Raw genomic sequence first — 21,381 nt, forward strand, 5'->3', positions numbered from 1 at the left:
GCGCGTTGCCGTACCCGCAGGTGCGAGGGGCTCAACCGCCGACGCGCACCACGTACTTGCCGGTCGCCCGGCCCTCCTGCATGGCGTCGTGGGCGGCCGGGACGGCGTCGAGGCCGGGCAGTTCGGTGACCGGCAGGACCAGGCCGCCGTCGGCGAGGAGACCGAGGACCCGGCGGACGGCGCGGGCCAGCCGCTCGGGGGCGGTGGCGGCCAGGCCGCGGTGGCTGAAGCCGGTGACGGTCAGGTTGCCCGCCATCAGGCGGCCGAGCGGGGGCAGGTCGGCGACGGCGCCGCCGGCCGCGTTGCCGAACAGCACGATCCGCGCGCCGGGCGCCGCCACGGCGAGGTCGAGGTCGAGGGCGGCGGTGCCCAGCGGGTCGAGCACCAGGTCGACGCCCCGGCCGCCGGTGGCGGCGCGGATCGCCTCGGCCGGTCCGCCGCCGCTGCCGCTTTCGCCGCTACCGCTTCCGTCGGCGCCAGGTCCGTCGGCGCCAGGTCCGTCGGCGCCCGGTCCGTCGGCGCCAGGTCCGTCGGCGCCCGGTCCGTCGGCGCCCGGTCCGTCGGCGCCCGGTCCGTCGGCCGCGCCGCGGGCGAAGACGTGGTCGTAGCCGGAGGCGAGCGCCGCCGCGGCCTTCTCCGGCCGGCCGACCGTGCCGATCAGCCGGCCGCCGCCGAGCAGCGGGACGAGCCGGGCGACGGCGTTGCCGATCCCGCCGCCCGCCGAGTGGACCAGGACGGTGTCCCCGGCGGTGAAGCGGCCCGCGTCGGTCAGCAGCAGCACCGAGGTGGCCAGGCCCAGCGGGACGGCGGCGGCCTCGCGCAGCGCCACCCCGTCCGGGAGCGGCACGGTGAGCGCGGCCTCCGCGACTACCACCTCGGCCAGCCCGGCGCCGACCGGCGCGGCGACCACCCGGTCGCCCACCGCCAGGCCGGTGACCCCGGCGCCGAGCTCGCGGACCGTACCGGACACCTCCTTGCCGGGCCGGTACGGCCACTCGGCGGCGTACGCGGCGTCGCCGCGGCGGGTCATCACGTCCACGAAGTTCAGTCCGGCGTGGGCGACGTCGACCGCCACCTGGCCCGGTCCGGGGTGCGGCACCGGGACCTCCCGGACCTGCGAGTTCTCCGCTCCACCGGGTGCGGTCATCACCAGCGCACGCATGTCGGGCCCCCTCGACTACGATGTTCGACGAACGACGAAATTGGCGCGGGACAGTGGTACCACGCCATTTCCATGGATGTCGAACATCGCAGATCAGGGAGGTCGACCCATGCCCCGCAGCACCCGCCGACGACCGGCGCTCGCCCACCCCGCGGCCGAGGAGATCGACCTCTTCGACGTCCTGCACGCGCTCTCCGACCCCACCCGGATGACCATCGTCCGCGTTCTGCGCACCGAGCCCGAACGGGCCTGCGGCACCTTCCCGGTGGACGTCGCGCCCTCCACCCTGAGCCACCACTTCAAGGTGCTGCGCGAGTCCGGCCTGATCGTCCAGCGCGAGGAGGCCAACCGGCGCTTCTCCGCCCTGCGCACCGTCGACCTGGAGCAGCGCTTCCCCGGGCTGCTCGACACCGTCCTCGCCGCCCACGCCGCCGCCGCCGTCGCCCACGCCGGTACGGCGGGTTAGGCGACACCGGGGCGCTCAACGCCGGTGCCAGACCGCCCAGTTCTGCCGGGCGTCGAAGCGCTCGACGTACCAGTCGGCGGGGTGGCCCGGCCAGTACGCCTCCGGCGGCCTCCCCTCCCCGGGCAGCGGGAGGACCATCACGTTCGCCTCCGCCGGGACGGGCTGCCAGCGGGGGTCGCGGGACCAGACCCGCCCCCGGTAGACCTCGAAGGTCTGGGCGGCGCGCAGCGACCAGTCGACGTCCCAGGCGAACACCACGTTGTCGTCCGCCGTGATCCCGGCGGCGCGGGTGAAGCCGGTCGCCAGGCCCTCGCGGCCCTCCGCGTGCGGCCGAGCGACCTGTGCGGTGATCGTCGTGGTGGCGAAGGCGGCGAACAGCGCCAGCGAGACGCCGAGCGCCCCGAGCACCCGGCGGCCCCCGGCGTGGCGGACCAGGACCGCCGCACCGAGCAGGACCAGCACGGCGGCGCAGGTGCGGGGCAGGTCGATCCGGCCCCAGTCCGCGGCCAGGAAGGAGACGTCGGGCAGGGTCCAGGGGATGAACATCGACGTGTGCAGCCGCTCGCCAGCCGCCAGCGCCACGACCCCGGCGAGCAGCAGGACGAGCCCGGCCGCGACCGCCGCCGTCCGGACCAGCGCGCGGCGACCGTACCGCGCGAGCACCGCGACGCCCGCGACGAAGGCCGACGGGACGAGGTAGGAGGTGTACCGGGCGTACACCCAGTCGTCGACCCGGCCGTCCAGCGGCAGGGCGGCGGCGGAGGCCACGGCCGTGCCGAGCAGCAGGGCCACCAGCACGCCGCCGGTGGTCCGCAGGGCGGGCGGCCGGCGGCGGTCGAACACCGCGCACAGGCAGGCGACGACGGCGAGCCCGCCGACACCCCAGGTGGAGACGGTGAAGTACCAGATCTGACCGGCCGCCCGGGCGAGGGTCTGCACGGCGGCGCCCGGATCGGTCAGGCCCTTCCAGAGCGAGCCGCCGACGTCGCTGTCCGGGACGGTGAACCGCGCGTGCAGCCAGGCCGACAGCAGCTCGGCGCCGAGCACGCCGAGGCCGAGCGCCGCGAGCCCGGCCGCCGTGGCGCGCCACGGCGCCCGGCGCAGCAGCAGGACGCCGAGGAGGACGGCGGCGGTCAGCGCCACCACCACGCCGCCGCGGTCGTGCACCGCCATCGCGTAGCCGGCCGACGCCCCCGCCCCGACGGCGTGCCAGGTGCGGCGCCGCGGCGGGCCGTCGGCGAGCCAGCCGTGCAGGCAGAGCAGCCAGGCGAGCACCAGGACGGGCAGGACGGCGTCGGTCAGCACGAACTGCGAGTAGAAGACCACCGGCGGCAGCAGCGCGGTCGCGGCGGCGAAGGCGTACGAGAGGCGGCGGTCCAGGCCGAGGCGGCGCAGCGCGACGTGGGCGAGCGGGAAGACCAGGGCGTTGACGGCGGCGTTGACGCCCATGACCAGGTGGTAGGCGGTCGTCGGGTCGTCGGCCAGGCGCAGCGCGGGGGAGATCAGCAGGGGGTAGCCGCCGGGGATGACCACGCCGACCGGGATCTCGGTCGCCGAGCCGCCGGCCAGCACCCGGGCCTCGGCGAGGTAGGAGTCCTCGTCGGGGTGGACGGACGGGAAGTCCATGGACCGGACGAGGACGAGACGGAACAGCAGCTCGGCCAGGTAGCCGACGAGCAGCACGACGGCGGGCCGGGTGGCGGCGGTCCGGACGACGGCGGCGCGGACGGTGGCGGTGGTGGCACGCACGGCGGTTCGGGCGGTGCTTCGGCCGGTGGCGAGCGGAGTCGGGTCGGGCCGGGTCGGGTTCGGCCGGGTCGTGGTGCGGGGTGGCATGGGCGCGCCCCCTTCTGTCGACTGTCGGACGACTGTATATGTCGTTGGACTGCATATGTAGTCCGACTGGTTCCACGGAAGGGGGCGGGCGCCTACGGGCCGGGCCGGGTCATTTCGCCGGCGGGGTCGGGTACAGGCTCGCCAGCGGGTTGACGTACTCCTTGGCCGGCATGCAGGAGGGGCCCGGGGACTTCATCAGTCCGGCCTGCATCTCGCGGGAGCTGTTGGCCGGCGAAGTCCTGGCCAGCGGCAGGTAGATGAAGATCTCCGTGCCCGCCGGGAGCCGACGGGGGTGGACGGTCAGCACGAGCGGCTCCCCGGGCCCGTGCTCGATGTCCCACCCGGCGGTGAGGTCCACGTGGGAGGGCTGCTTCGGCTCGCGGGCCTTGCAGCCCGGCTCGCCGGGGTAGACCCGGGCGCGGATCCCGAACCGGCCGATGTCGCGCTGCAACTGGTCCACGTCCACCGGCTTGTAGTCCTCGAGGATGGTCAGCCGGACCACCTCCTCCTCGCTCTCCAGGGTGTACGCGACACCGCTGCTGCTGCCCAGCGACCGTCCGCTGTCGTCGCCGCCGGGGGCGGAGCCGTCGGTGCCGGTGGTGAGCAGGACCCCGGCCAGCGCGGCGGCCAGCCCCAGCGGGAGGGCGGCGCCCAGGAGCAGGCCGCGTCGACGGGCGGTGCGCCGGGGGGTGTCGGGGGTGCCGTCCGGGTCGGTGATGCTGTCCAACAGGTGCTCCTTGAGCAGGAGGTGGCGGCTCCGGGGGAGGACCGGAGCGGCCGGGGCCGGCAGCAGCCGGGCCAGCTCCTCCCGATCGGCCTGTTCGGACCGGTGTCGGGGGGTGGCGCTCATCGGATCGTCTCCTTGGTCGGCCGGACCGCGGGAGTGCGGTCACCTGGTACCTGTCCGGTGCTGCCCGGGCGTTGCGCGGTCTCCGCCGCCCGGTGGCCGGCCTGGTGGCCCGCCGGCGGCGCGCCCCGCTGCTCCGCCCGCGCCGAACGCGCCGCGGCCAGCTCCCGCTCGGTCAGCTCCCGCAGCCGGGCGCGGGCGCGCGAGAGCCGGGAGCGGACCGTACCCACCGGGCGGCCGAGCGCCTCGGCGACGGCCGCGTGGTCCAGCCCCTCCCACACGTACAGTGCGAAGACCTCCCGCTCGGCCGGCCGCAGCCGCTCCAACGCGGCCTTCGCGGCGGCCAGTTCCTCGGCGTCGGCGATCCGGCCCGCCAGCTCGCCGGAGAAGTCCGGCACCACCTCCCGCGGCGGCAGCTTGGCCATCGCCTTCTGGTGCCGGCGGGCCGCCCGGCGGGTGTTGCGGATGACGTTCCCGGCGATGCCCAGCAGCCACGGCGCCAGGCTCTCCGCGCCGTCCTCCCGCTCGGGGGCGATCCGGGCGCGCAGCCGCCAGGCCTCCAGGAAGGTCAGCGAGACCACGTCCTCGGCGACGGTCCGGTCCCCGGTCATCCGTACGGCGTGCCGGTAGACCGCCCGGGCGTGATCCTCGAAGACCTGCCCGAACGCCTCGGCGTCCCCGGCGCGGATCCGCGCCCGTATCGATTGCTCCACACCCGGTCCTGTCCGGCGGGCCCCGGGCGCTGCCGTGATCCGCGTCACACGCCTGCCCGGCTGTGCTTCAGGCCGTCCGCGGGAGCGTCATCGCCGCCGACGGCGCCCGGTGGCGGCGGTGGTACGACACGGTGACGGCCGCCAGCAGCGGCGCCCAGGCGACGGTCGGCAGGTAGAGGAAGCCGACCAGAGTGTGGCCGAGCGGGGTCATGCCCGTACCCGGCAGGGCCCACCAGCCGACGAACGGCGTCCACAGCAGGGCCAGGCCGACGGCGCCGAGCGAGGCCGCGAGCACCACCGCACGCGGGCGGACCGGGCGGCCGCCGAAGAACGGCACCCAGCGCGGCGGCACCGTGCCCCACGGGCGGACCAGCCCGATCGTGAGCAGCGCCAGCGCCTCGGTGAACAGGCTCAGGAAGACCGGCCACACCGCGCCCCACCCGGTGAGGCCCATCGCCCGGTAGCCCGCCTCCGTGTACCCGCCGTGCCAGCCCGCCACCAGCCCGAGCCGCCACAGCCCGGCCGGCAGCGCGGTGACGGCGGCGAGGTGGGCGGCGCGCACGGCCCAGCGGGGCGGGGCGGGAACGGCGGTGGAGGCGGCGGCAGCGGGCCGGGGCGTCGTCATGCCCCCACCCTTCCGCGCGGCCCCGGCCCGCCGCGTCCCCCCGGCGGCGGGCCCGGCGCCGGGGGCTCCCCCGGGCGGGGGAGGGGCGCCTCGGCCCCCGGGAGCAGGGCGCCTCGCCCCGTCACCCGGCGGCCGGGGCGCCGTCCGGATCAGCGCAGCCGCGAGGAGGACAGGATCGACGCCAGGTGCGCGACCACCATGCCCCAGGTGATCACCGTGATGCCCGCGAGCGTCCACCGGGTGGCGTCCAGGTTCCCGAGCCCGGCGTCCACCGCGGCCGCCGCCAGCAGCACCAGCGAGGCCTCGATGCCGTTCGTCACCCGGTGGATCTTGAACAGCGAGGCGACCTTGCGGGCCGTCGCGATGCCCTGGGAACGCGGCTGCGTCGACTCCTCGGTCGCCGGCAGCTGCCCGCTGCGGGCGCGGGCCACGTCCACCAGGTCCGTCGAGGCCTTGAGCAGCACCACGCCCAGCGCGGCCGCCAGACCCGCCGACACCCACAGCTCCGACCCGCCGCGCGCCGCCCGGACACCCGCGCCGATCATCAGCGCGGCGTCCGCCAGATAGGCGCCGAGCCGGTCCACGTACACCCCGGCCATGCTGAACTGGCGCTTCCAGCGCGCCACTTCGCCGTCCACGCAGTCGAACAGCAGGAACAGCTGGAACAGCACGACGGCCAGCACCGCACCTACCGGGCCCGGGATCAGCAGGGCCGCGCCGCCGCCGACCCCGCACACCACCATCACCCAGGTGAGGGTGTTCGGCGACACCGAGGTGCGCACCAGCTGCCGGGTGGTCCGCAGCGAGATCCGCCGCATGTACATCCGACCCGCCCAGTGCTCGCCGTTGCGGCTCTGAAGCTTGGCCTGCGGCTGGCACACCTCGCGCAGCTCGGCGAGCGCCGGAGCAGCCACCATGACGACATCCCTCCACCTGTCCCGAAAACGATCACCACAGGCTACGGCCTCCGGGGGAACGCCCGGACCAGGTGGCATGCCGCCGGAGGTACGGGAGGTGTCCGTCGTCGGAACGTCCGGTGCTCACGTCGCGCGCGAGCGTCGCGGACGTCCGCCGGAGCGCCCGCGGCGAAAACCGGTGGGCCGCCCGAGCACCCCCGGGCTAGGCTGCGCGGGTTCGCCGGAACCCGAAGCCCGGGCCCGACTGCCCGCCCCCGCACGCCGGTTGACGCGGTCCGCGGTCCCGGAGCGGAACGAGGAGCGCAGACCCATGGTGACCACGGGCGGCCCGTCCCAGAGCCCCGACCCGGCCCGACTGCTGGCCGACCACCGTCCGCGCGGCCCGGTGGAGACCGCCGACCACGAGCGCGCCCGCCGCCTCCTCGGCGTCGCCGACGCCTGGAACAGGGGCACCTTCCCGCTGCACTTCACCGCCTCCGCGCTGATCGTCCACCCGCCCACCCGCCGCGTCCTGCTGCGCTGGCACGTCCGCCAGCAGGCCTGGCTGCACGTCGGCGGCCACGGCGACCCGGGCGAGACCCGGCCGCTGGACATCGCCCTGCGCGAGGGTCTGGAGGAGACCGGCCTGACCGACCTCGCCCCCTGGCCCGGCCCCGCCCTCGTCCACCTCGCCGTGGTGCCCGTCCCCGCCTCGCCCGCCGAACCCGCCCACGAGCACGCCGACCTGCGCTTCCTGCTGGCCACCGCCACCCCGGAGCAGGCCCGGCCGGAGAACCCGGCGTCCCCGCTGGAGTGGCTCACCGTCGAGGAGGCCAAGCGGCGGACCACCGAGGACAACCTCCGTGAGACCCTCGACCGCGCGGCCCGCCTGCTGCCGTCCGCCTGAACACCCTGGAGACCGACCGGATGCACACCGACCAGACCCTGATCTTCGACGCCGACGACACGCTCTGGGAGAACAACGTCCTCTTCGAGCGGGTCATCGACGGCTTCCTGGACTGGGTCGCCGCCCCGCAGGAGCAGCAGCGCACCCGGGCCCTGCTGAACGAGATCGAGGCCGTCAACTCCGCCACCCTCGGCTACGGCGCCGCCGTCTTCCGGCAGAGCCTCGCCGACTGCCTCCAGCGGCTCAACGACCGCACCCCCACGGCCGCCGAGCAGGCCCGGATCGACGACCTGCTCACCCCGCTGACCAGCCGCGACGTCGAACTGATCGCCGGCGTCGCCGACACCCTGGCCGCCCTCGCCGACCGTCACCAGCTGCTCCTGCTCACCAAGGGCGACCAGGGCGAACAGCAGCGCAAGGTGACGGCGTCCACCATCGACCACCACTTCCGCGGCGTCCACATCGTCGCCGAGAAGTCGGTCGACACCTACCGGCGGCTCACCGCCGACCTCGGCCTCGACCCGGGCCGGACCTGGATGATCGGCAACTCGCCCAAGTCCGACATCGCCCCCGCCCGCCGGGCCGGCCTGCGCACCGTCTTCATCCCGCACGAGCACACCTGGGTGCTGGAGCACGCGGAACTCGGCCCGGACGAGGCGACGCTGCGGCTCGGGGCCTTCCCCGAGCTGCTGCGCCACTTCTGACGGTCCCTCCGGGCCCTCAGCCCATCATCGCGGCCGCCGGCACCGGCGTCCCGTCCCGGTACAGCCAGGCCCGCTCGGCGGCCGACCAGACGCCGGCCGTCAGCAGGTAGAGCACGGCGGCCACCGGGACCAGCGCCGCGAACAGCACCGACCCGAACGACAGGTACGGCAGCAGTCCCGCCCCCGGCTGCCGGGCGGGCTGCGCCGTCGCCGCTGCTGCTGCGGCCGTGCGCCGGGCCCGGCGGAAGTTGACGACCCCGACCGCCGCCAGCCCGGCGAACAGCACCCCGAACACCGCCCACTGCCCGGCGCCCTGCGCGCCCGTGACGTGCAGACCCAGCGGCACCCCGAACAGGGTGTGGTCCAGCAGGTCGTTCGGGGTGGTGAACAGGCGGTACATCACCGAGAAGAACGGGATCTGCACCAGCACCGGCAGGCACCCCGCGAACGGCGACACCTGCTCCTTCCGGTACATCTCGGCCAGCGCCTCCCGCAGCCGCTCCGGGCGGTCCCTGTGCTTCCTCTGCAACGCCGCGACCTTCGGCGCCAGCCGCGCCCTGGCCCTCTCCCCGCGCGCCGCCGCCCGCGCCAGCGGGTGCAGCGCCAAGCGGACGGCGACGGTGAACAGGACGATGGCCAAGGCGGTCGGCACCAGGTGGGCGACGGCGGCGACGACGGCGTGCGCCACGGCGACGGCAGGGTCGAGAACAGCGAGTACGGACATGGTGGAGCGAGCCCTCCGGGGTCTCAGGACATGAGTGATCGGCGGAGGACGGCCACGGGGAACGCCTGGAAGAACGTCCGGCAGGAACGATCGGAAGAACGCCTGGAAGGACGTCGGACGGAACTACGCGGCCGCCGGGGCCGCTCCCGGCGCCCTGGGGCGTCGCCTGCCCCGGGCGTCCGGATCACGCTGCGGAAGGAACGCCGTACCGAACGCCCGGCGCCGCAGCACCCCGCTGCGCACCGCCGCCGACGCCCGCGCCCCGAGGAGTCGCGCCCCGGCCAGCGCCCCGGCGACCGCCCCGGCCACCAGTGCCACGGCCGCGACGGCGGCCACCGACGCCAGCGTCCCGCTGTCGGCCACCAGCTCCCCGGTCAGCACCCGGAGCAGGCCCAGCAGCATCGCCACAACGGCCACGACGCGCTCCCCCTCCCGGTGTCCCATCGGCTTCCTGACGTACCAGCAGGACGATCCTACGAGCCCCCGGGTTCCCGCCTGTGTCGGGGACGTCCCCCACGGTGTCCCCCTGGCGCCCCCACCTGGTCCCGCCCGATTCCGTTCGTACCCGAAGGTCCCGCCCTCGGGGCGGCGAGAAGCGGCCGTCCGGGGTGTAGCCGCCGGGGCTACACGGGGCTACCGTGGAGAGGTGAAGACGATTACCCAGCGGGAGTTCCGGAACAACTCCGCCGCCGTGATGGACGCGGTGGAGGCGGGGGAGACGTTCCACATCACCAGGAACGGGGTCGAGGTCGCGGAGCTGCGGCCGGTGCCCGGGCGTCGGCGGCTCACGGCGGAGGAGCTGGTGGCCCGGCACGTGAAGCTGCCGCGCGTGGACTACCAGCAGATGCGCAAGGAGGCCGAGGAGGACTTCGGCCCCGAGGAGCTGGTGGGCGACGACGGCGACGACCCGTTCGAGCGGCGGCGTGGCTGAGCGCCGCAGAGCACCCCGGCGGCGGCCGGCCGGGGTGCTGGACACCTGCGTCTACATCGACCTGGCGCTGCTCAGCCCCTCCGACCTGCCGGCCGTGCCCGAGCTGACCGCGATCACCTTCGCCGAACTGCAGCAGGGCGTGTCGATGGCCCGCGACCCGGCCAGCCGGGCCGCCCGGCTGGAGGTGCTGGGCGCGGCGATGGCGGACTTCGACCCGCTGCCCTTCGACGCGGCCGCCGCCGCCCGCTACGGGACGCTGGTCACCCTCACCATCGCCGCCGGACGGCAGCCGCGCCCGCGCCGGATCGACCTGATGATCGCCGCGGTCGCCTCGGCCCACGGGCTGCCGCTGTACACCCGCAACGTGGCGGACTTCCGGGGGCTGGGCTCCGCGGTGGAGGTCATCGGGGTGTGAGGTCCGGGCGGGTCCCGTGGGCCGGGCGGGGAGTGGCGGTCAGGAGGCCCCGAGGGCGGCGGCCCCGTCCCGCTCGACCCGGTCGGCCATGGCGGCCGCGGCCTTCAGGGCCTCCGCCCGGTTCCGGGTGCGCAGCAGGACGGTGTTGCCCCCGCGCTTGCCCCGGTCGCCGCCCGCCTTGGCGGCGACGGCCCAGCGCGGTCGGCGGAGCAGGGCGAGGACCAGCCAGCGGAGTCCGAAGTTCAGCCCCAGGACGGCGGCGATGGGGACGAGCAGGAGGACCCCCTCGCCGCCGGCTTCGCCGCCGACGTGCCGCATGGGGTCGTAGGCGTGCAGGGGCCTGTGCGTGGCCCCGAGGCGGCCGAGCCACACCACCGCGATCCGTACGGGGCGGCGGTCGGGCCCGGTCACGTCGACGTAGCCGATCGACCCGTCCCGCTCGCCGCGGGCCCAGGCCGTCCGCTCCCTCGTGGTCGACAGGCTCTCCTGGAGCTCGCGGTCCTTGGCCTCCCGGGCCTTCCGGCGCTGCTCGAACTCCTCCGACCAGGCCTTCTCGCGCTTCTTCTGCTCGGTGGACCACGCCTGTTCGCGCTCACGCCGCTCGTCGGCGGTGACCCGCCGTTCCCCCCGGTTGCTCATGGCGGTCATCGTAGGAGACGAGGTCAAGGGAGGGTAAAGCGGGCCGCACGGCCGTCAGCCCGGGCGGACCGCCGTCCCGGTGGCGGCGGAGGTGCGGGCGGCCTCCAGGACGGCCAGGGCGGCCACCGCGTCGCGCGGGTCGACCGGGGGCGGGGTGCCCGGGGTGGTCAGGGCGGCGGCGATGCCCGCGTAGAAGGCGGGGTAGTCGCCCGGGTCGGTCGGCAGCCGGATCGCCGACTCGTCGGTGCCGAGGGTGCCGTAGTGCGCGGGCTGGTCGGTGCCCCAGGGACGGGTGCCGTCCGGGCGCAGGCCCGCCCGCAGGTCGGCCTCCTGCGGGTCCATGCCGGACTTGACGTAGCCGGCGGTGTCGCCGAGCACCCGCAGCCGGGGGCCGATCAGCGGGGTGATGGCGCTGGTCCACAGGTGCGAGCGGGTGCCGCTGGTGTGGGTGAGGGCGAGGAAGGCGTCGTCGTCCACCACCGCGCCGTCGCGTCGCACGTCGATCTCCGCGTACACCGTCTCGACCGGCCCGAACAGGGTGAGCGCCTGGTCGACGAGGTGGCTGCCCAGGTCGTACAGGGTGCCGCCGACCTCGGCCGGGTCGGCCAGCTCCCGCCAGCCCGGCTTGGGCTTGGGGCGGAAGCGCTCGAAGCGGGACTCGAAGCGGTGCACCCGGCCGAGCGCGCCGCCGCGCACCAGCCGGCTCGCGGTGAGGAAGTCGCCGTCCCAGCGCCGGTTGTGGAAGACCGAGAGCAGCACGCCCTGCTCCTCGGCGAGCCGGCACAGCTCCAGCGCCTGGGCGGCGGTGCCGGCCAGCGGCTTGTCCACCACGGTGGCCAGGCCGGCCCGGAGGGCGGCGCGGGCGAGCGGGGCGTGGGTGCGGTTGGGCGAGGCGATGACGACCAGGTCCAGCGCGTCCGGGTCGGCGAGCAGCTGCTCGGGCGTGTCCACGGCGCGGGCGCCGGGGTGCTCGCGCGCCAGCTGGGCGCGCCGGTCGGGGTTGGCGGTGACCACGGCGTCCAGCCGCAGCCCCGGCGTGGTGGCGATCAGCGGCGCGTGGAACGCGGAGCCGGCCAGGCCGTAGCCGATCAGGCCGACGCGGAACGGACCGGGAGTCGTCTGCGGGTTCATGCGCCCACTCAATCACGAGGCGCCCGGTTGCTCCCGGTTTCGGCGGACGGGACGGCGGGCCCGCCGCCGCGCCCTCGTCCGGGTGAGGCTGCCGCCGCGGCCCGGAGCGCGGTGATACGTGTACGCGGCGATACGTGCACGTATCACCCCACGGACTGCGACGGAGGATCACATGGCCGCCAACGGCTGGACCGACGACCTGCTCGACCGGATGCGCACCGTCGGCGACCCGCTCGGGGACGCCGCCATCGCCGAGACGTACGAGTTCGGACAGCAGGACCAGGTGCGGCAGACCCTGCTCGGCTTCGGCCGCAACAGCGACGCCGTCCCGGCCGGGCTGCCGCCCAGGCTCCGGGCGTACTTCGAGGAGTCCGCCGTCCTGCCGTCCTGGGCGGACCGGGCGCGGATGGCGCGCGGCCACGAGCTGCTCGGCCGCTACCAGCCGCTGATCGCCTCGATCCTGCTCTGCGGCTCGCTCCCGCTCTGCTACACCTGCGGCAACGGCGCCGAGGTGCTCGTCCGCTCCCAGCGCCTCACCTCCGGGGTGTACCGGCGCCTGATGGAGACCTCGCAGTTCGTCGTCGACGTCCTCGACAACGACGGCCTGGGGCCGGGCGGCCGCGGGCTCCGGTCGGCCCAGAAGGTCCGCCTGCTGCACGCCACCATGCGCTACCACGTCTCCCAGCTGGGCGACTGGGACGCCGCGGCCCTGGGGGTGCCGGTCAACCAGGAGGACCTGGCCGGCACGCTGATGTGCTTCTCGGTGCTGATCCCGCTCGGCCTCGCCGAACTGGGCGTCGAGCTGCTGCCCGAGGACCGGGAGGCCTACTTCCACATCTGGCGGGTGGTCGGCCACGTCCTGGGCGTCGACGAGCAGCTCAACCCGGCCAAGTTCGGCGACGGCGCGGCCCTGAAGGACGCCATCGTCCGCCACCAGCAGCGGCCCTCGGAAGCCGGGCGGGTGCTGACGAAGGGCGTCCTGGACTTCATCCGGGAGGTGCTGCCGGTCCCGTCGGGAGCGGGCCCCACCCTGATCCGGCGCCTGATCGGCGACAAGTCCGCCGACGTCATCGCGGTGCCCCCGGCGGACAGTCTCACCAAGCTCGGGCTGAGCGCCGCCGCCCTGCCGAACTTCGGGTACGGCAGGACGGGCGACACCCTGCCGCCGCTCGCCGAACTGGCGAGCCAACTGGGGCTGCTGGTCTTCAAGGAGGGGCTGCTGCTCACCAACAAGGGCCGCCGCCGGGAGTGGCAGGTCCCGACCGGCCTGACCGACTCGTCGTCCTGACCGGGGCGCCACCGTGCGGCCACCGGGCCCGGCCCGTGCGGTCACCGGCCCCGGGGCGTGCGGCCACCGGCCGGACGGGGGCCGCGCGGTGGCGGTGCGGGCGACTACGCTGGTCGGAGTTGGGGCAGCCTGTGGCGCCCGACCGGCCGAGGGTGTCCGGTCTGGGCATGTGCGAGAACGTTCAGACCTGTGCAAGACCGAGGAGACACCTACGTGGCAGAGCGCAAGCCCATCGAGTCCTGGCTGACCGACATGGACGGGGTCCTCATCCACGAGGGCACGCCGATCCCCGGGGCGGAGGAGTTCCTGCGCAAGCTGCGGGAGTCCGGCAAGCCCTTCCTGGTCCTCACCAACAACTCCATCTACACCCCGCGCGACCTCAGCGCCCGGCTGGCCGGCATGGGCCTGGAGGTGCCGGAGGAGTGCATCTGGACCTCCGCCCTGGCGACGGCCAAGTTCCTCGCGGGCCAGCGCCCCGGGGGCACCGCGTACGTGATCGGCGAGGCCGGCCTCACCACCGCGCTGTACCAGGCCGGTTACGTGCTGACCGACAACAACCCCGACTACGTGGTGCTCGGCGAGACCCGCACCTACTCCTTCGAGGCGCTCACCAAGGCGATCCGCCTGATCAACCAGGGCGCCCGGTTCATCTGCACCAACCCGGACGAGACCGGCCCCTCCACCGAGGGCGTGCTGCCGGCCACCGGCTCGGTCGCGGCCCTGATCACCAAGGCGACCGGGGTCGAGCCGTACTTCGTCGGCAAGCCCAACCCGCTGATGATGCGCGAGGCGCTGAACACCGCCGGCGCCCACTCCGAGACGGCGGTGATGATCGGCGACCGGATGGACACCGACATCGTCGCGGGCATGGAGGCCGGCATGGAGACCATCCTGGTGCTCACCGGCCTGACCTCCGCCTCCGACGTGGAGCGCTTCCCGTACCGGCCGACCCGCGTGGTCCAGTCGATCGCGGACCTGGTCGAGCTGGTCTAGCCGCTGGGTTCTCCCCCCGCGTTCTCGTCGTGGGCCCCGTTCCGGCAGGTCGCCGGGGCGGGGCCGCTCCGTGTCCGGGGTGCGGGGCCGCCTGGTGCCCGCGGGGAGGCGGCCGTTGTCGGTGGGGCTGTGTAGCGTTCGGGGTGAAAGAGGGCGTGCGGCGCAACAGCCGCGGTGTGGGAGGTAGATGTCGTGACGGACACGGTCGAGGCGGGCGTGGTCGAGGCCGGCGAGGGCGGCGGGCTGGAACTGCCCGAGTCCTGGCGCGGGGTGCTGGGCGCCGAGACGGAGAAGCCGTACTTCGCCGAGCTGGCGGCCTTCGTGGCGGCCCAGCGCGCGGAGCACGAGGTGTTCCCGCCGAGCGGCCAGGAGTTCGCCGCACTGGAGGCCACCCCGTACGACAAGGTCCGGGTGCTCGTGCTCGGCCAGGACCCGTACCACGACAACGGCCAGGCCCACGGCATGAGCTTCTCGGTGCTGCCGGGCACCAAGACGCCGCCGTCGCTGCGCAACATCTTCAAGGAGCTGGACGCCGACCTGGGCGTCCCCGCCCCGGACAACGGCTACCTGATGCACTGGGCCGAGCAGGGCGTGCTGCTGCTCAACGCGGTGCTCACGGTCCGCGCGCACGAGGCCAACTCGCACAAGGCGAAGGGCTGGGAGAAGTTCACCGACGCGGTGATCAAGGCGGTGAGCGACCGCGACGAGCCGGTGGTCTTCGTGCTGTGGGGCAACTACGCGAAGAAGAAGCTGCCGCTGATCGACACCGCCAAGCACGTGGTGGTGCAGGGCGCGCACCCGTCGCCGCTGTCGGCGAAGCTGTTCTTCGGCAGCCGTCCGTTCTCGCAGATCAACGCCGCGCTGGACTCCTTCGGCGCCGAGGCGATCGACTGGCAGGTGCCGAACCTGAAGGAGGCCTGAGCCTCCGCCCGGAGCGCCTGCGGGCGTTCCGGGGTGCTGGTCGGCGGGCGCCGGCAGCCGGTGGTGGCCGTGGTTCGGACGGGTTCGATGTCCCGTCCGCCCACGGCCACTTGGCGTTCACCACCGGTGGCCGTCGGCCGGTGCCGGGTGTGCTTAGCTGGTGCCGACCGGTCGCCGGACCGGGGCCGGGGAGGGGCGGTACGTGCACGGGCTGGGGCGGACAGGGACGTTGCGGGGCGCCGTCGGGGCGCTGCTGGCCGGGGTGGTGCTGGCGGTCGGGTCCGGCTGCACCGGTTCGGACGGCGGGAAGCCGGGAGCCGGGTCCGTGTCCTCCGCCGCCGGGGCGGGCGCGGGGGCGGGTGCCGGTGCGGGCTTCGCCCAACTGCCCGGGCAGGCCTTCTACGTCTCCGACCGCACCAACGCCGCCCAGCAGGTGACCGCGCTGCGCGGCCAGGGCCGGACGGCGGAGGCCGACGCGCTGCTGCGGATCGCCGGCCAGCCCTCCTCGCAGTGGCTCGGCGAGCAGGGCGCCCAGACGATCGCCGAGCAGGTGAGCCGACGGGCCGCCGAGGCCGGCCGCACGGCGGTCTTCGTCGCGTACGACATCCCGCACCGCGACTGCGGCCAGTACTCGGCCGGCGGCGCCCCCGACGCGGCCGCCTACCGGGCCTGGATCACCGGCGTCGCCCAGGCCCTCGGCGACCGCAGGGCCTGGGTGGTGCTGGAGCCGGACGCCGTCGCGCACACCCTGGACACCTGCGGGATCAAGGGCGACCTGGCCGCCGAGCGGTACGGCCTGCTGGCCTTCGCCGTCCAGGAGTTGAAGAAGAACCCCAACGCGCGGGTCTACCTGGACGCGGGCAACCCCGGCTGGGCACAGGACCCGGAGGAGATGGCCACCGCCCTGCGCAAGTCGGGCATCGCGGCGGCCGACGGCTTCGCCGTGAACGTCGCCAACTTCTACGACACCGAACGGAACGCGGCCTACGGCGCCAGGCTCTCCGCGGCCCTCGGCGGGAAGAACTACGTCATCGACACCAGCCGCAGCGGCAACGGGGCGCTGGGCGGCGCCGCCTGGTGCAACCCGCCCGGGCGCGCGCTCGGCGAGCGGCCGACCACCGAGACCGGCCGGCCCGGGGTGGACGCCTACCTGTGGATCAAGAACCCGGGGGAGTCGGACGGCGACTGCGGCCGGGGCGAGCCCCGGGCGGGCGAGTTCTGGCTGCCGTACGCGCTCGGGCTGGCGCAGGCGGCGCGCTGAGGCCGCCTGCGCCAGGCCTCGGGCCCTGTGCGTCGTGCGGTTCACACGGTGCGCGGGCTCAGGCGGTGATCTGGATCCAGCGGGCGACCGACGGGGTGCCGGCGGCGTCCGTCAGGAACAGCATGTACCAGCCCGGCGGCAGCAGGTTGGGATTGCCGGGCAGGGTGAGCGAGACGCCGTCCGCCGTCCGTCCGGCGACGTCCAAGGCCACCGAGCGCTGCTCGACGTCCGTCACGTGGGTGACCGAACTCGGCCGGATCAGCTTGGCGGTGGCCACCGCCTCCGGGCGCGCCGTCCCGACGGCGAGGGTGCCGCCGAGCCGGGCCGCCTGCGGAACGGCGCCGACCTCCGGACGGTCGCCGTGGTACAGGTACGGCGGGGTGTAGATCTCGATGCGCTGCTCGAAGCCGCCCGGCTGGGTCTCGGCCTTGTCCGCGAAGAGCGGGTTGGAGCCCAGCACGGCCACCCGTCCGTCCGGCAGCAGCAGCGCCTCGGAGTGGTAGTTGCGGCCGACGGTCGGCTCGGCGGCGGTCGTGAAGCCGTTGGTGTCCGGGTGGTACACCTGCGCCTTGAGCAGGTCGCTGTCGCCGCGGCCGCGGTAGCCGCTGGAGCCGCCGGTGGTGAAGACGGTGTCGTCCGGCAGGATCACGCTGTTGAGGTAGCGGGTGCCGCCGGCCGGCAGGTCCGGGCCCGGGGTGAAGGCGGGAGCGGCGGAGGAGAGGTCCGCGATGTCGGTCCGGGCCGTGGACAGCGGCGACTCGCCGACACCGCCGCCGCCGAGCACCATCACCTTCTGCGCCTGCGCGGGCGGCAGCAGCACCGAGGAGGAGGTCTCGGTGAGGCCGGGGTCGCGCAGGCCGGGGACGGGCTGGAAGGCCCCGCTCGACAGGTCCCACACGCCCGGCTCGCGGCCCTTGTCGCCGGGGCCGTAGCCGCCGTTGGAGCCGGAGTAGAAGAGCTTGCCGGAGGCGGTCAGGAAGACCGCCGGGTAGGTCGGGAAGTAGTGGTCGGGGCCCTTGGACCAGGACTTGGTCCTCGGGTCGTAGATCTCGTTGTCGTTGCCGCTGAGGATCTCCCCGGTGTCGTCCAGCCCGGAGACGGTGACCACCCGGCCGTCGCCCAGCCCGGTCAGCGTCGGGTACCAGCGGGCGTGGGCCATGTCGGTGACCGGCTCGTACAGCTCGGTGTCCGGGTTGAACTCGAAGGCGGAGCGGATGCCCTGGTACTCCTGCTTGTCCAGGGTCAGCTTCTCGCTCTGCCCGTACAGGTTGTGGGCGTCGGTGCCGCTCAGGCCCTTGATCCGGTACTGGGCGGGGGAGTCGGAGACGAAGTCCTGGCCCGGGCCGACCGCCTCCACGTACACGTGCTGCTCGCCGGCGGTGACCACGGTCTGCTTGCCGGAGCCGGTCTTGGTCGCGGCCGGGACCGTCACGGCGGCGGTACTGGCGTACTCGTGGCCGTTCGGGGAGACGAAGACGGTGCCCTTGGGGAAGGTCCGGTCGCGCTCCGGGCTCTCGTTGCGCACCCGCATGATGCCGGCGGCCTTCTTCACGGCGCCGGCCAGCTTCTCGTAGCGCTGGGTGCCGCCGGCCACCAGGACGCGGCCGTCCGGCAGCGAGGTGTGGCCGCCGCAGAACATGTCGGCCGGGGTGGGGACCAGCTTGTAGGTGTTCCGGGCCGGGTCCCAGAGCAGGCTCTTGAAGGTGCCCGCGTTGAACTGCTTCTCGTCGTTGCCGGAACCGGCCACGATCAGGACCTTGCCCGTGCGCAGCACGGTCGCGTGCACGGCGTTGACCCGGAACTCGGTGGGCAGCGACAGGGTCTGCCAGTGGCCGTACTGCGCCTTGTACTCGGGGCGGTTGATCACGTAGTGGTGGTACTGCTGGGAGGCGAAGCCGAGGACGGCCGGCGCGTTCATCCCGGCCACGGTCAGCGCGACGGTGCTGCCGAGGGCGAGGCGCTTGGTGCGGCCGGCCTTGTGGATCTTCACGGTGGGTGCTCCCCTCGGGAGGCGGTCGGGGGCTCTGGTCGGTGGGCGGCTCTGTTCGGTGGGTGGTGCTGTTCGGCGGGGCGGTGCTGGTCGGTGGGTGGTGCTGGTCAGGCGGCGGTGCTGGTCAGTGGGAGGGTGCCGGTCAGTGGGAGGGTCTGCCGCTGTCGGCGTGGTCGGGTGAGGTTCGTCCGGGTCGGGGGGCGGGAGGTGCGGGCTGCGCCGGTCCGGCGGTCCGGGCGGCTCGGGGGTCGCGGGCGTGGCGCGGGCGGCGCTTCTCCAGGACGACCTGCGGGGCCGCCGTCGGGTCGCCGGTGACGGTGAGGGTGGCGGTGGGGCGGGTCCGGCGGCGACGTACGGCGTCGCCGGCGCTGATCAGGACCGGCAGGAGGGTGAGTAGCAGGGCGATCCAGGCCCAGGTGCGCATCGCGACGTGGTCGTAGCCGGTGACGTAGGAGGCGGCGATCGCGCCGCCGAACACCAGCGTCCAGAACAGGTGGAAGCGGAAGGTGCCGAGCCGGTCGGTGCTGGCCGAACTGCCCTTGGGCGTCACCACGAAGCGGCTGCGGCGGCGGACCAGCGCCTGGAGCAGCGAGGCCGCGTAGACCGGACCGCAGAGCGCCGACATCACCATGCCCGCGACCCCGGAGGAGCCGGCCGGCTCGTGCGGGCTCACGTTGTGCTTGCGGTTCCAGGTGTAGAGCAGGAGCTGGAGCGCGGCGGCGTCGCTGTAGAGCATCATCCAGATCTCCGAGGAGACGTGCACGCCGGAGGCGCCGAAGCCCAGGTAGAGCACGCTGGACAGGCCGCCGAGCAGCCAGGTGAGCGCCGCCATCGGGTAGAAGCCCACCATCAGCGAGTAGTTGAGCAGCCGGCCGGGCGACAGCCGCCACAGCACCCGCCAGTACTGGGTGAACAGGGTCTCGTAGGTGCCGCGGCTCCAGCGCAGTTGCTGGGAGAAGAAGTCGGTCCAGGAGGACGGGCCTTCGCCGACCGCTAGCACGTCCGGGGTGTACACGGACTTCCAGCGTTCTCCGGTCTCCGGGTTCCGGCTCCGGTGGAACTCCAGACCGGTCGCCATGTCCTCGGTGATGGAGTCGTACAACCCGCCGATCGACTGGAGAGCGCTGATTCTGACGGCGTTGTTGGTGCCCACGAACATGGGCGCGCCGTAACGGTTTCCGGCGCGTTGGATGAGGGCGTGGAAGAGGTACTGCTGGCTCTCGGAGAATTTGGTGACGGCCGATCCCGAGCTGCGGTAGTTCCCGTACACCTGGGGGCCGACCACGAATGCCACGTCGGGGTCGCGGAAGTAGCCGAGCATCCGCTCGCAGAAGTCCGGCAGCGGAACGTGGTCGGTGTCCACGGACACCCAGAACTCGTAGTCGTCGCCGTGGGCCTGGAGCCAGGCGTTGTAGTTGCCGTGCTTGGTCCCGGCGCGGAACCGGCCCTTCGGCCGGTTCCAGTGCGGCCGGCCGGCGCGGGTGAAGTGGCGCACGCCCAGCTCGGCGCAGAGCTCCCGCATTGCAGGATCGTTTCCCTCGTCCAACAACCAGACGTCGTACGGTCCGTTGTGCCGGACGGCCCGCGCCGCCGTCAGCGTGGCCCGGACCATCTCCGGCGGCTCCTTGCCCGGCACGCAGGTGGTGAGGAAGGCGACCCGGGTGCCGGGCTCCGGCGTCACCGGGACCGGGTCGCGGGCGACCAGCGTGGCGTGGGTGTTGGAGACGACGTTGACCAGCCGGAACACCTCGACGACGGCGATGATGCCGATCATCACCTTGTCGCCGAGCAGCACCAGGGAGTTCGTCTCGTCCAGCCGCTCGGGCCAGTGCTCCGGCAGCAGCAGCCAGACCAGCAGCACCGCCTCCACCACGGGGGCGGCCATCAGCAGCAGCGCGGCGCGGATCCGGTGCGGCTCGCGGCGCAGCAGGCTGCGGTACCGGACGCGGTAGGGGGCCGCGGGGGGCGGCTCGTACGGGGCGGCTGTCGGGGCGGGGCCGTACGGGGCGGGGCTGTATGCGGTGGGGTCGTGCGGTCCGTCGTGGGAGGGCGGGTGTGGTGCGACCGGTTCGGGCCAGTAGACGCCGCCGCCGAGGTCGTCGTCCTCGTCCGGGTCGTACGCCGGGCCCGCGAGACGGCTGAAGTGGCCGTAGTCGTAAGGGGCTTCGGGTATGGGAAGGGCGCGCAGGGCGGCCTCGTCCAACTCCCCGGCACCTCGCCCGTGGGCCGTTCCGACGCCCTTGCGTCGTGAGAACGGCGGCGTGGTCATAGCTGCTCCCCCCGGAGTTCGCGCCTTGCGCGGCTCGCTCGGTTCACTCGGCTCGCTCGGCTCTTGCGTGGGTCTGCCTCGACTCGGAGCCGTCCGGGTGGAACAGGGTGGAACCGGCCGGAATCAGCTGGAAACAGCTGGGAACAGCCGGAACCGGCTGGAACGAGACCCGGCGAACTGCGGTTCTCGGGCAGTTCCCGGGCCGTCCGGCAGATTCGGCGTGTGCGACCGGTTCGGTTGTGCGTCGGTACGGCGGCCTCGAATCCGGGATCCCGATGCACTTTCCAGCTTCCCCTCCGGGTACGTCGGGATCCTTGGCCGCCTCAACTCTCCCTGAGCGCAACGGTGATCGCAACCAGTCCGGGAGATCGCCGTCGCCCAGGCATGAAGATGCCACGGTTTCCGGCCGATCCGGCGGGCGTTGGTGCTAATGCGGTGAATTCGCTCCGGCCCGGGCGGTCCATGGAACTCGGTGGTGGTGGAGGGCTGTTGCGGAGTTGCCCGTGGAGCCGTTCGCGGGGTCGCTGTCGTGTGCCGGCGGGGGCAGCGGAACGGCCGGACCGCCCCTCGGGGCGATCCGGCCGTCCGTACGGGGCCGGGCTGGTCAGCCGGGCTGGTCAGAGCGGGGGCAGCAGGGGCGCGCCGGTCGCGGCCTGGACCTCG

The 21,381-nt window shown here is 74.3% G+C and carries 21 protein-coding genes; 9 read left to right on the forward strand and 12 right to left on the reverse strand.

The window, feature by feature from the left end:
* Positions 1 to 31: 31 nt before the first annotated feature.
* Positions 32 to 1,162, reverse strand: a complete 1,131-nt coding sequence (locus ACFRQN_RS30015) for a zinc-binding alcohol dehydrogenase family protein (RefSeq protein ID WP_380743380.1) — start codon at positions 1,160 to 1,162, stop codon at positions 32 to 34.
* Between the two features lie 109 nt (positions 1,163 to 1,271).
* Between ACFRQN_RS30015 and ACFRQN_RS30020 the strand changes: the two genes are divergently transcribed.
* Positions 1,272 to 1,628 carry a helix-turn-helix transcriptional regulator gene (locus ACFRQN_RS30020; protein WP_049660622.1) on the forward strand — a complete coding sequence of 119 codons (357 nt, stop codon included), beginning with the start codon at positions 1,272 to 1,274 and terminating at the stop codon, positions 1,626 to 1,628.
* 15 nt (positions 1,629 to 1,643) lie between these two features.
* Here the strand turns inward: ACFRQN_RS30020 and ACFRQN_RS30025 are convergent, their stop codons facing one another.
* The 5 genes from ACFRQN_RS30025 to ACFRQN_RS30045 form a co-directional block, all read right to left on the reverse strand.
* Positions 1,644 to 3,464: a hypothetical protein gene (locus ACFRQN_RS30025; RefSeq protein ID WP_380743382.1), complete on the reverse strand. Its 1,821-nt coding sequence runs from the start codon at positions 3,462 to 3,464 to the stop codon at positions 1,644 to 1,646.
* 109 nt (positions 3,465 to 3,573) lie between these two features.
* Positions 3,574 to 4,314, reverse strand: coding sequence for a hypothetical protein (locus tag ACFRQN_RS30030; RefSeq protein ID WP_380743383.1), 741 nt, complete (start codon positions 4,312 to 4,314; stop codon positions 3,574 to 3,576).
* Complete coding sequence (locus tag ACFRQN_RS30035) at positions 4,311 to 5,024, reverse strand: RNA polymerase sigma factor (protein WP_380743385.1); 714 nt, start codon at positions 5,022 to 5,024, stop codon at positions 4,311 to 4,313. The genes ACFRQN_RS30030 and ACFRQN_RS30035 overlap by 4 nt, the downstream gene beginning before the upstream one ends.
* Before the next feature lie 67 nt (positions 5,025 to 5,091).
* Positions 5,092 to 5,649 carry a hypothetical protein gene (locus ACFRQN_RS30040; RefSeq protein WP_380743387.1) on the reverse strand — a complete coding sequence of 186 codons (558 nt, stop codon included), beginning with the start codon at positions 5,647 to 5,649 and terminating at the stop codon, positions 5,092 to 5,094.
* Positions 5,650 to 5,798: 149 nt separating this feature from the next.
* Complete coding sequence (locus ACFRQN_RS30045) at positions 5,799 to 6,566, reverse strand: CDP-alcohol phosphatidyltransferase family protein (protein ID WP_049649706.1); 768 nt, start codon at positions 6,564 to 6,566, stop codon at positions 5,799 to 5,801.
* A 310-nt stretch (positions 6,567 to 6,876) separates the two neighbouring features.
* On the opposite strand from ACFRQN_RS30045, the gene ACFRQN_RS30050 reads away from it, so the two are divergent.
* Both ACFRQN_RS30050 and ACFRQN_RS30055 read left to right on the forward strand, forming a co-directional pair.
* The gene (locus tag ACFRQN_RS30050; protein ID WP_074005080.1) at positions 6,877 to 7,452 is read left to right on the forward strand and encodes an NUDIX hydrolase; all 576 of its coding nucleotides are present in this window, start codon (positions 6,877 to 6,879) and stop codon (positions 7,450 to 7,452) included.
* 20 nt (positions 7,453 to 7,472) lie between these two features.
* The gene (locus ACFRQN_RS30055) at positions 7,473 to 8,156 is read left to right on the forward strand and encodes an HAD family hydrolase (protein ID WP_074005081.1); all 684 of its coding nucleotides are present in this window, start codon (positions 7,473 to 7,475) and stop codon (positions 8,154 to 8,156) included.
* Positions 8,157 to 8,172: 16 nt separating this feature from the next.
* On the opposite strand, the gene ACFRQN_RS30060 is transcribed toward ACFRQN_RS30055, so the two are convergent.
* The gene (locus ACFRQN_RS30060; RefSeq protein WP_380743389.1) at positions 8,173 to 8,880 is read right to left on the reverse strand and encodes a YidC/Oxa1 family membrane protein insertase; all 708 of its coding nucleotides are present in this window, start codon (positions 8,878 to 8,880) and stop codon (positions 8,173 to 8,175) included.
* Between the two features lie 123 nt (positions 8,881 to 9,003).
* Positions 9,004 to 9,297 carry a DUF6412 domain-containing protein gene (locus tag ACFRQN_RS30065; protein WP_241853107.1) on the reverse strand — a complete coding sequence of 98 codons (294 nt, stop codon included), beginning with the start codon at positions 9,295 to 9,297 and terminating at the stop codon, positions 9,004 to 9,006.
* Positions 9,298 to 9,526: 229 nt separating this feature from the next.
* Here ACFRQN_RS30065 and ACFRQN_RS30070 point away from each other — a divergent pair, with 229 nt between their 5' ends.
* Together ACFRQN_RS30070 and ACFRQN_RS30075 are read left to right on the forward strand one after the other, a co-directional pair.
* Positions 9,527 to 9,811, forward strand: a complete 285-nt coding sequence (locus ACFRQN_RS30070) for a type II toxin-antitoxin system Phd/YefM family antitoxin (protein WP_049649701.1) — start codon at positions 9,527 to 9,529, stop codon at positions 9,809 to 9,811.
* Entirely contained in the window at positions 9,804 to 10,226 is a 423-nt protein-coding gene (locus ACFRQN_RS30075) for a type II toxin-antitoxin system VapC family toxin (RefSeq protein WP_049649700.1), read from the forward strand. Before ACFRQN_RS30070 ends, ACFRQN_RS30075 begins: the two co-directional genes overlap by 8 nt.
* A gap of 39 nt (positions 10,227 to 10,265) precedes the next feature.
* On the opposite strand, the gene ACFRQN_RS30080 is transcribed toward ACFRQN_RS30075, so the two are convergent.
* Positions 10,266 to 10,865: a hypothetical protein gene (locus ACFRQN_RS30080; protein ID WP_380743391.1), complete on the reverse strand. Its 600-nt coding sequence runs from the start codon at positions 10,863 to 10,865 to the stop codon at positions 10,266 to 10,268.
* Positions 10,866 to 10,919: 54 nt separating this feature from the next.
* Positions 10,920 to 11,996 (reverse strand): Gfo/Idh/MocA family oxidoreductase, encoded by a 1,077-nt coding sequence (locus ACFRQN_RS30085; RefSeq protein ID WP_380743393.1) that lies wholly within the window; start codon positions 11,994 to 11,996, stop codon positions 10,920 to 10,922.
* Positions 11,997 to 12,168: 172 nt separating this feature from the next.
* On the opposite strand from ACFRQN_RS30085, the gene ACFRQN_RS30090 reads away from it, so the two are divergent.
* The 4 genes from ACFRQN_RS30090 to ACFRQN_RS30105 all read left to right on the forward strand — a co-directional run bounded on the left by ACFRQN_RS30090 (position 12,169) and on the right by ACFRQN_RS30105 (position 16,459).
* Positions 12,169 to 13,284, forward strand: coding sequence for an oxygenase MpaB family protein (locus tag ACFRQN_RS30090; protein WP_380743394.1), 1,116 nt, complete (start codon positions 12,169 to 12,171; stop codon positions 13,282 to 13,284).
* Positions 13,285 to 13,497: 213 nt separating this feature from the next.
* Positions 13,498 to 14,277 (forward strand): HAD-IIA family hydrolase, encoded by a 780-nt coding sequence (locus tag ACFRQN_RS30095; RefSeq protein WP_049649696.1) that lies wholly within the window; start codon positions 13,498 to 13,500, stop codon positions 14,275 to 14,277.
* Positions 14,278 to 14,469: 192 nt separating this feature from the next.
* Positions 14,470 to 15,198 carry a uracil-DNA glycosylase gene (locus ACFRQN_RS30100; RefSeq protein ID WP_234348220.1) on the forward strand — a complete coding sequence of 243 codons (729 nt, stop codon included), beginning with the start codon at positions 14,470 to 14,472 and terminating at the stop codon, positions 15,196 to 15,198.
* Between the two features lie 160 nt (positions 15,199 to 15,358).
* The gene (locus ACFRQN_RS30105; RefSeq protein WP_380743396.1) at positions 15,359 to 16,459 is read left to right on the forward strand and encodes a glycoside hydrolase family 6 protein; all 1,101 of its coding nucleotides are present in this window, start codon (positions 15,359 to 15,361) and stop codon (positions 16,457 to 16,459) included.
* A gap of 58 nt (positions 16,460 to 16,517) precedes the next feature.
* On the opposite strand, the gene ACFRQN_RS30110 is transcribed toward ACFRQN_RS30105, so the two are convergent.
* A complete protein-coding gene (locus ACFRQN_RS30110) occupies positions 16,518 to 18,449 on the reverse strand; it encodes a galactose oxidase-like domain-containing protein (protein WP_380743398.1) in 1,932 nt (643 codons plus the stop codon).
* 142 nt (positions 18,450 to 18,591) lie between these two features.
* On the reverse strand, positions 18,592 to 20,652 hold the full coding sequence (locus ACFRQN_RS30115; protein ID WP_380743400.1) for a glycosyltransferase family 2 protein: 2,061 nt from the start codon (positions 20,650 to 20,652) through the stop codon (positions 18,592 to 18,594).
* Between the last annotated feature and the right edge of the window lie 729 nt (positions 20,653 to 21,381).

Source organism: Kitasatospora sp. NPDC056800, from assembly GCF_042789775.1.
GTDB lineage: Bacteria > Actinomycetota > Actinomycetes > Streptomycetales > Streptomycetaceae > Kitasatospora.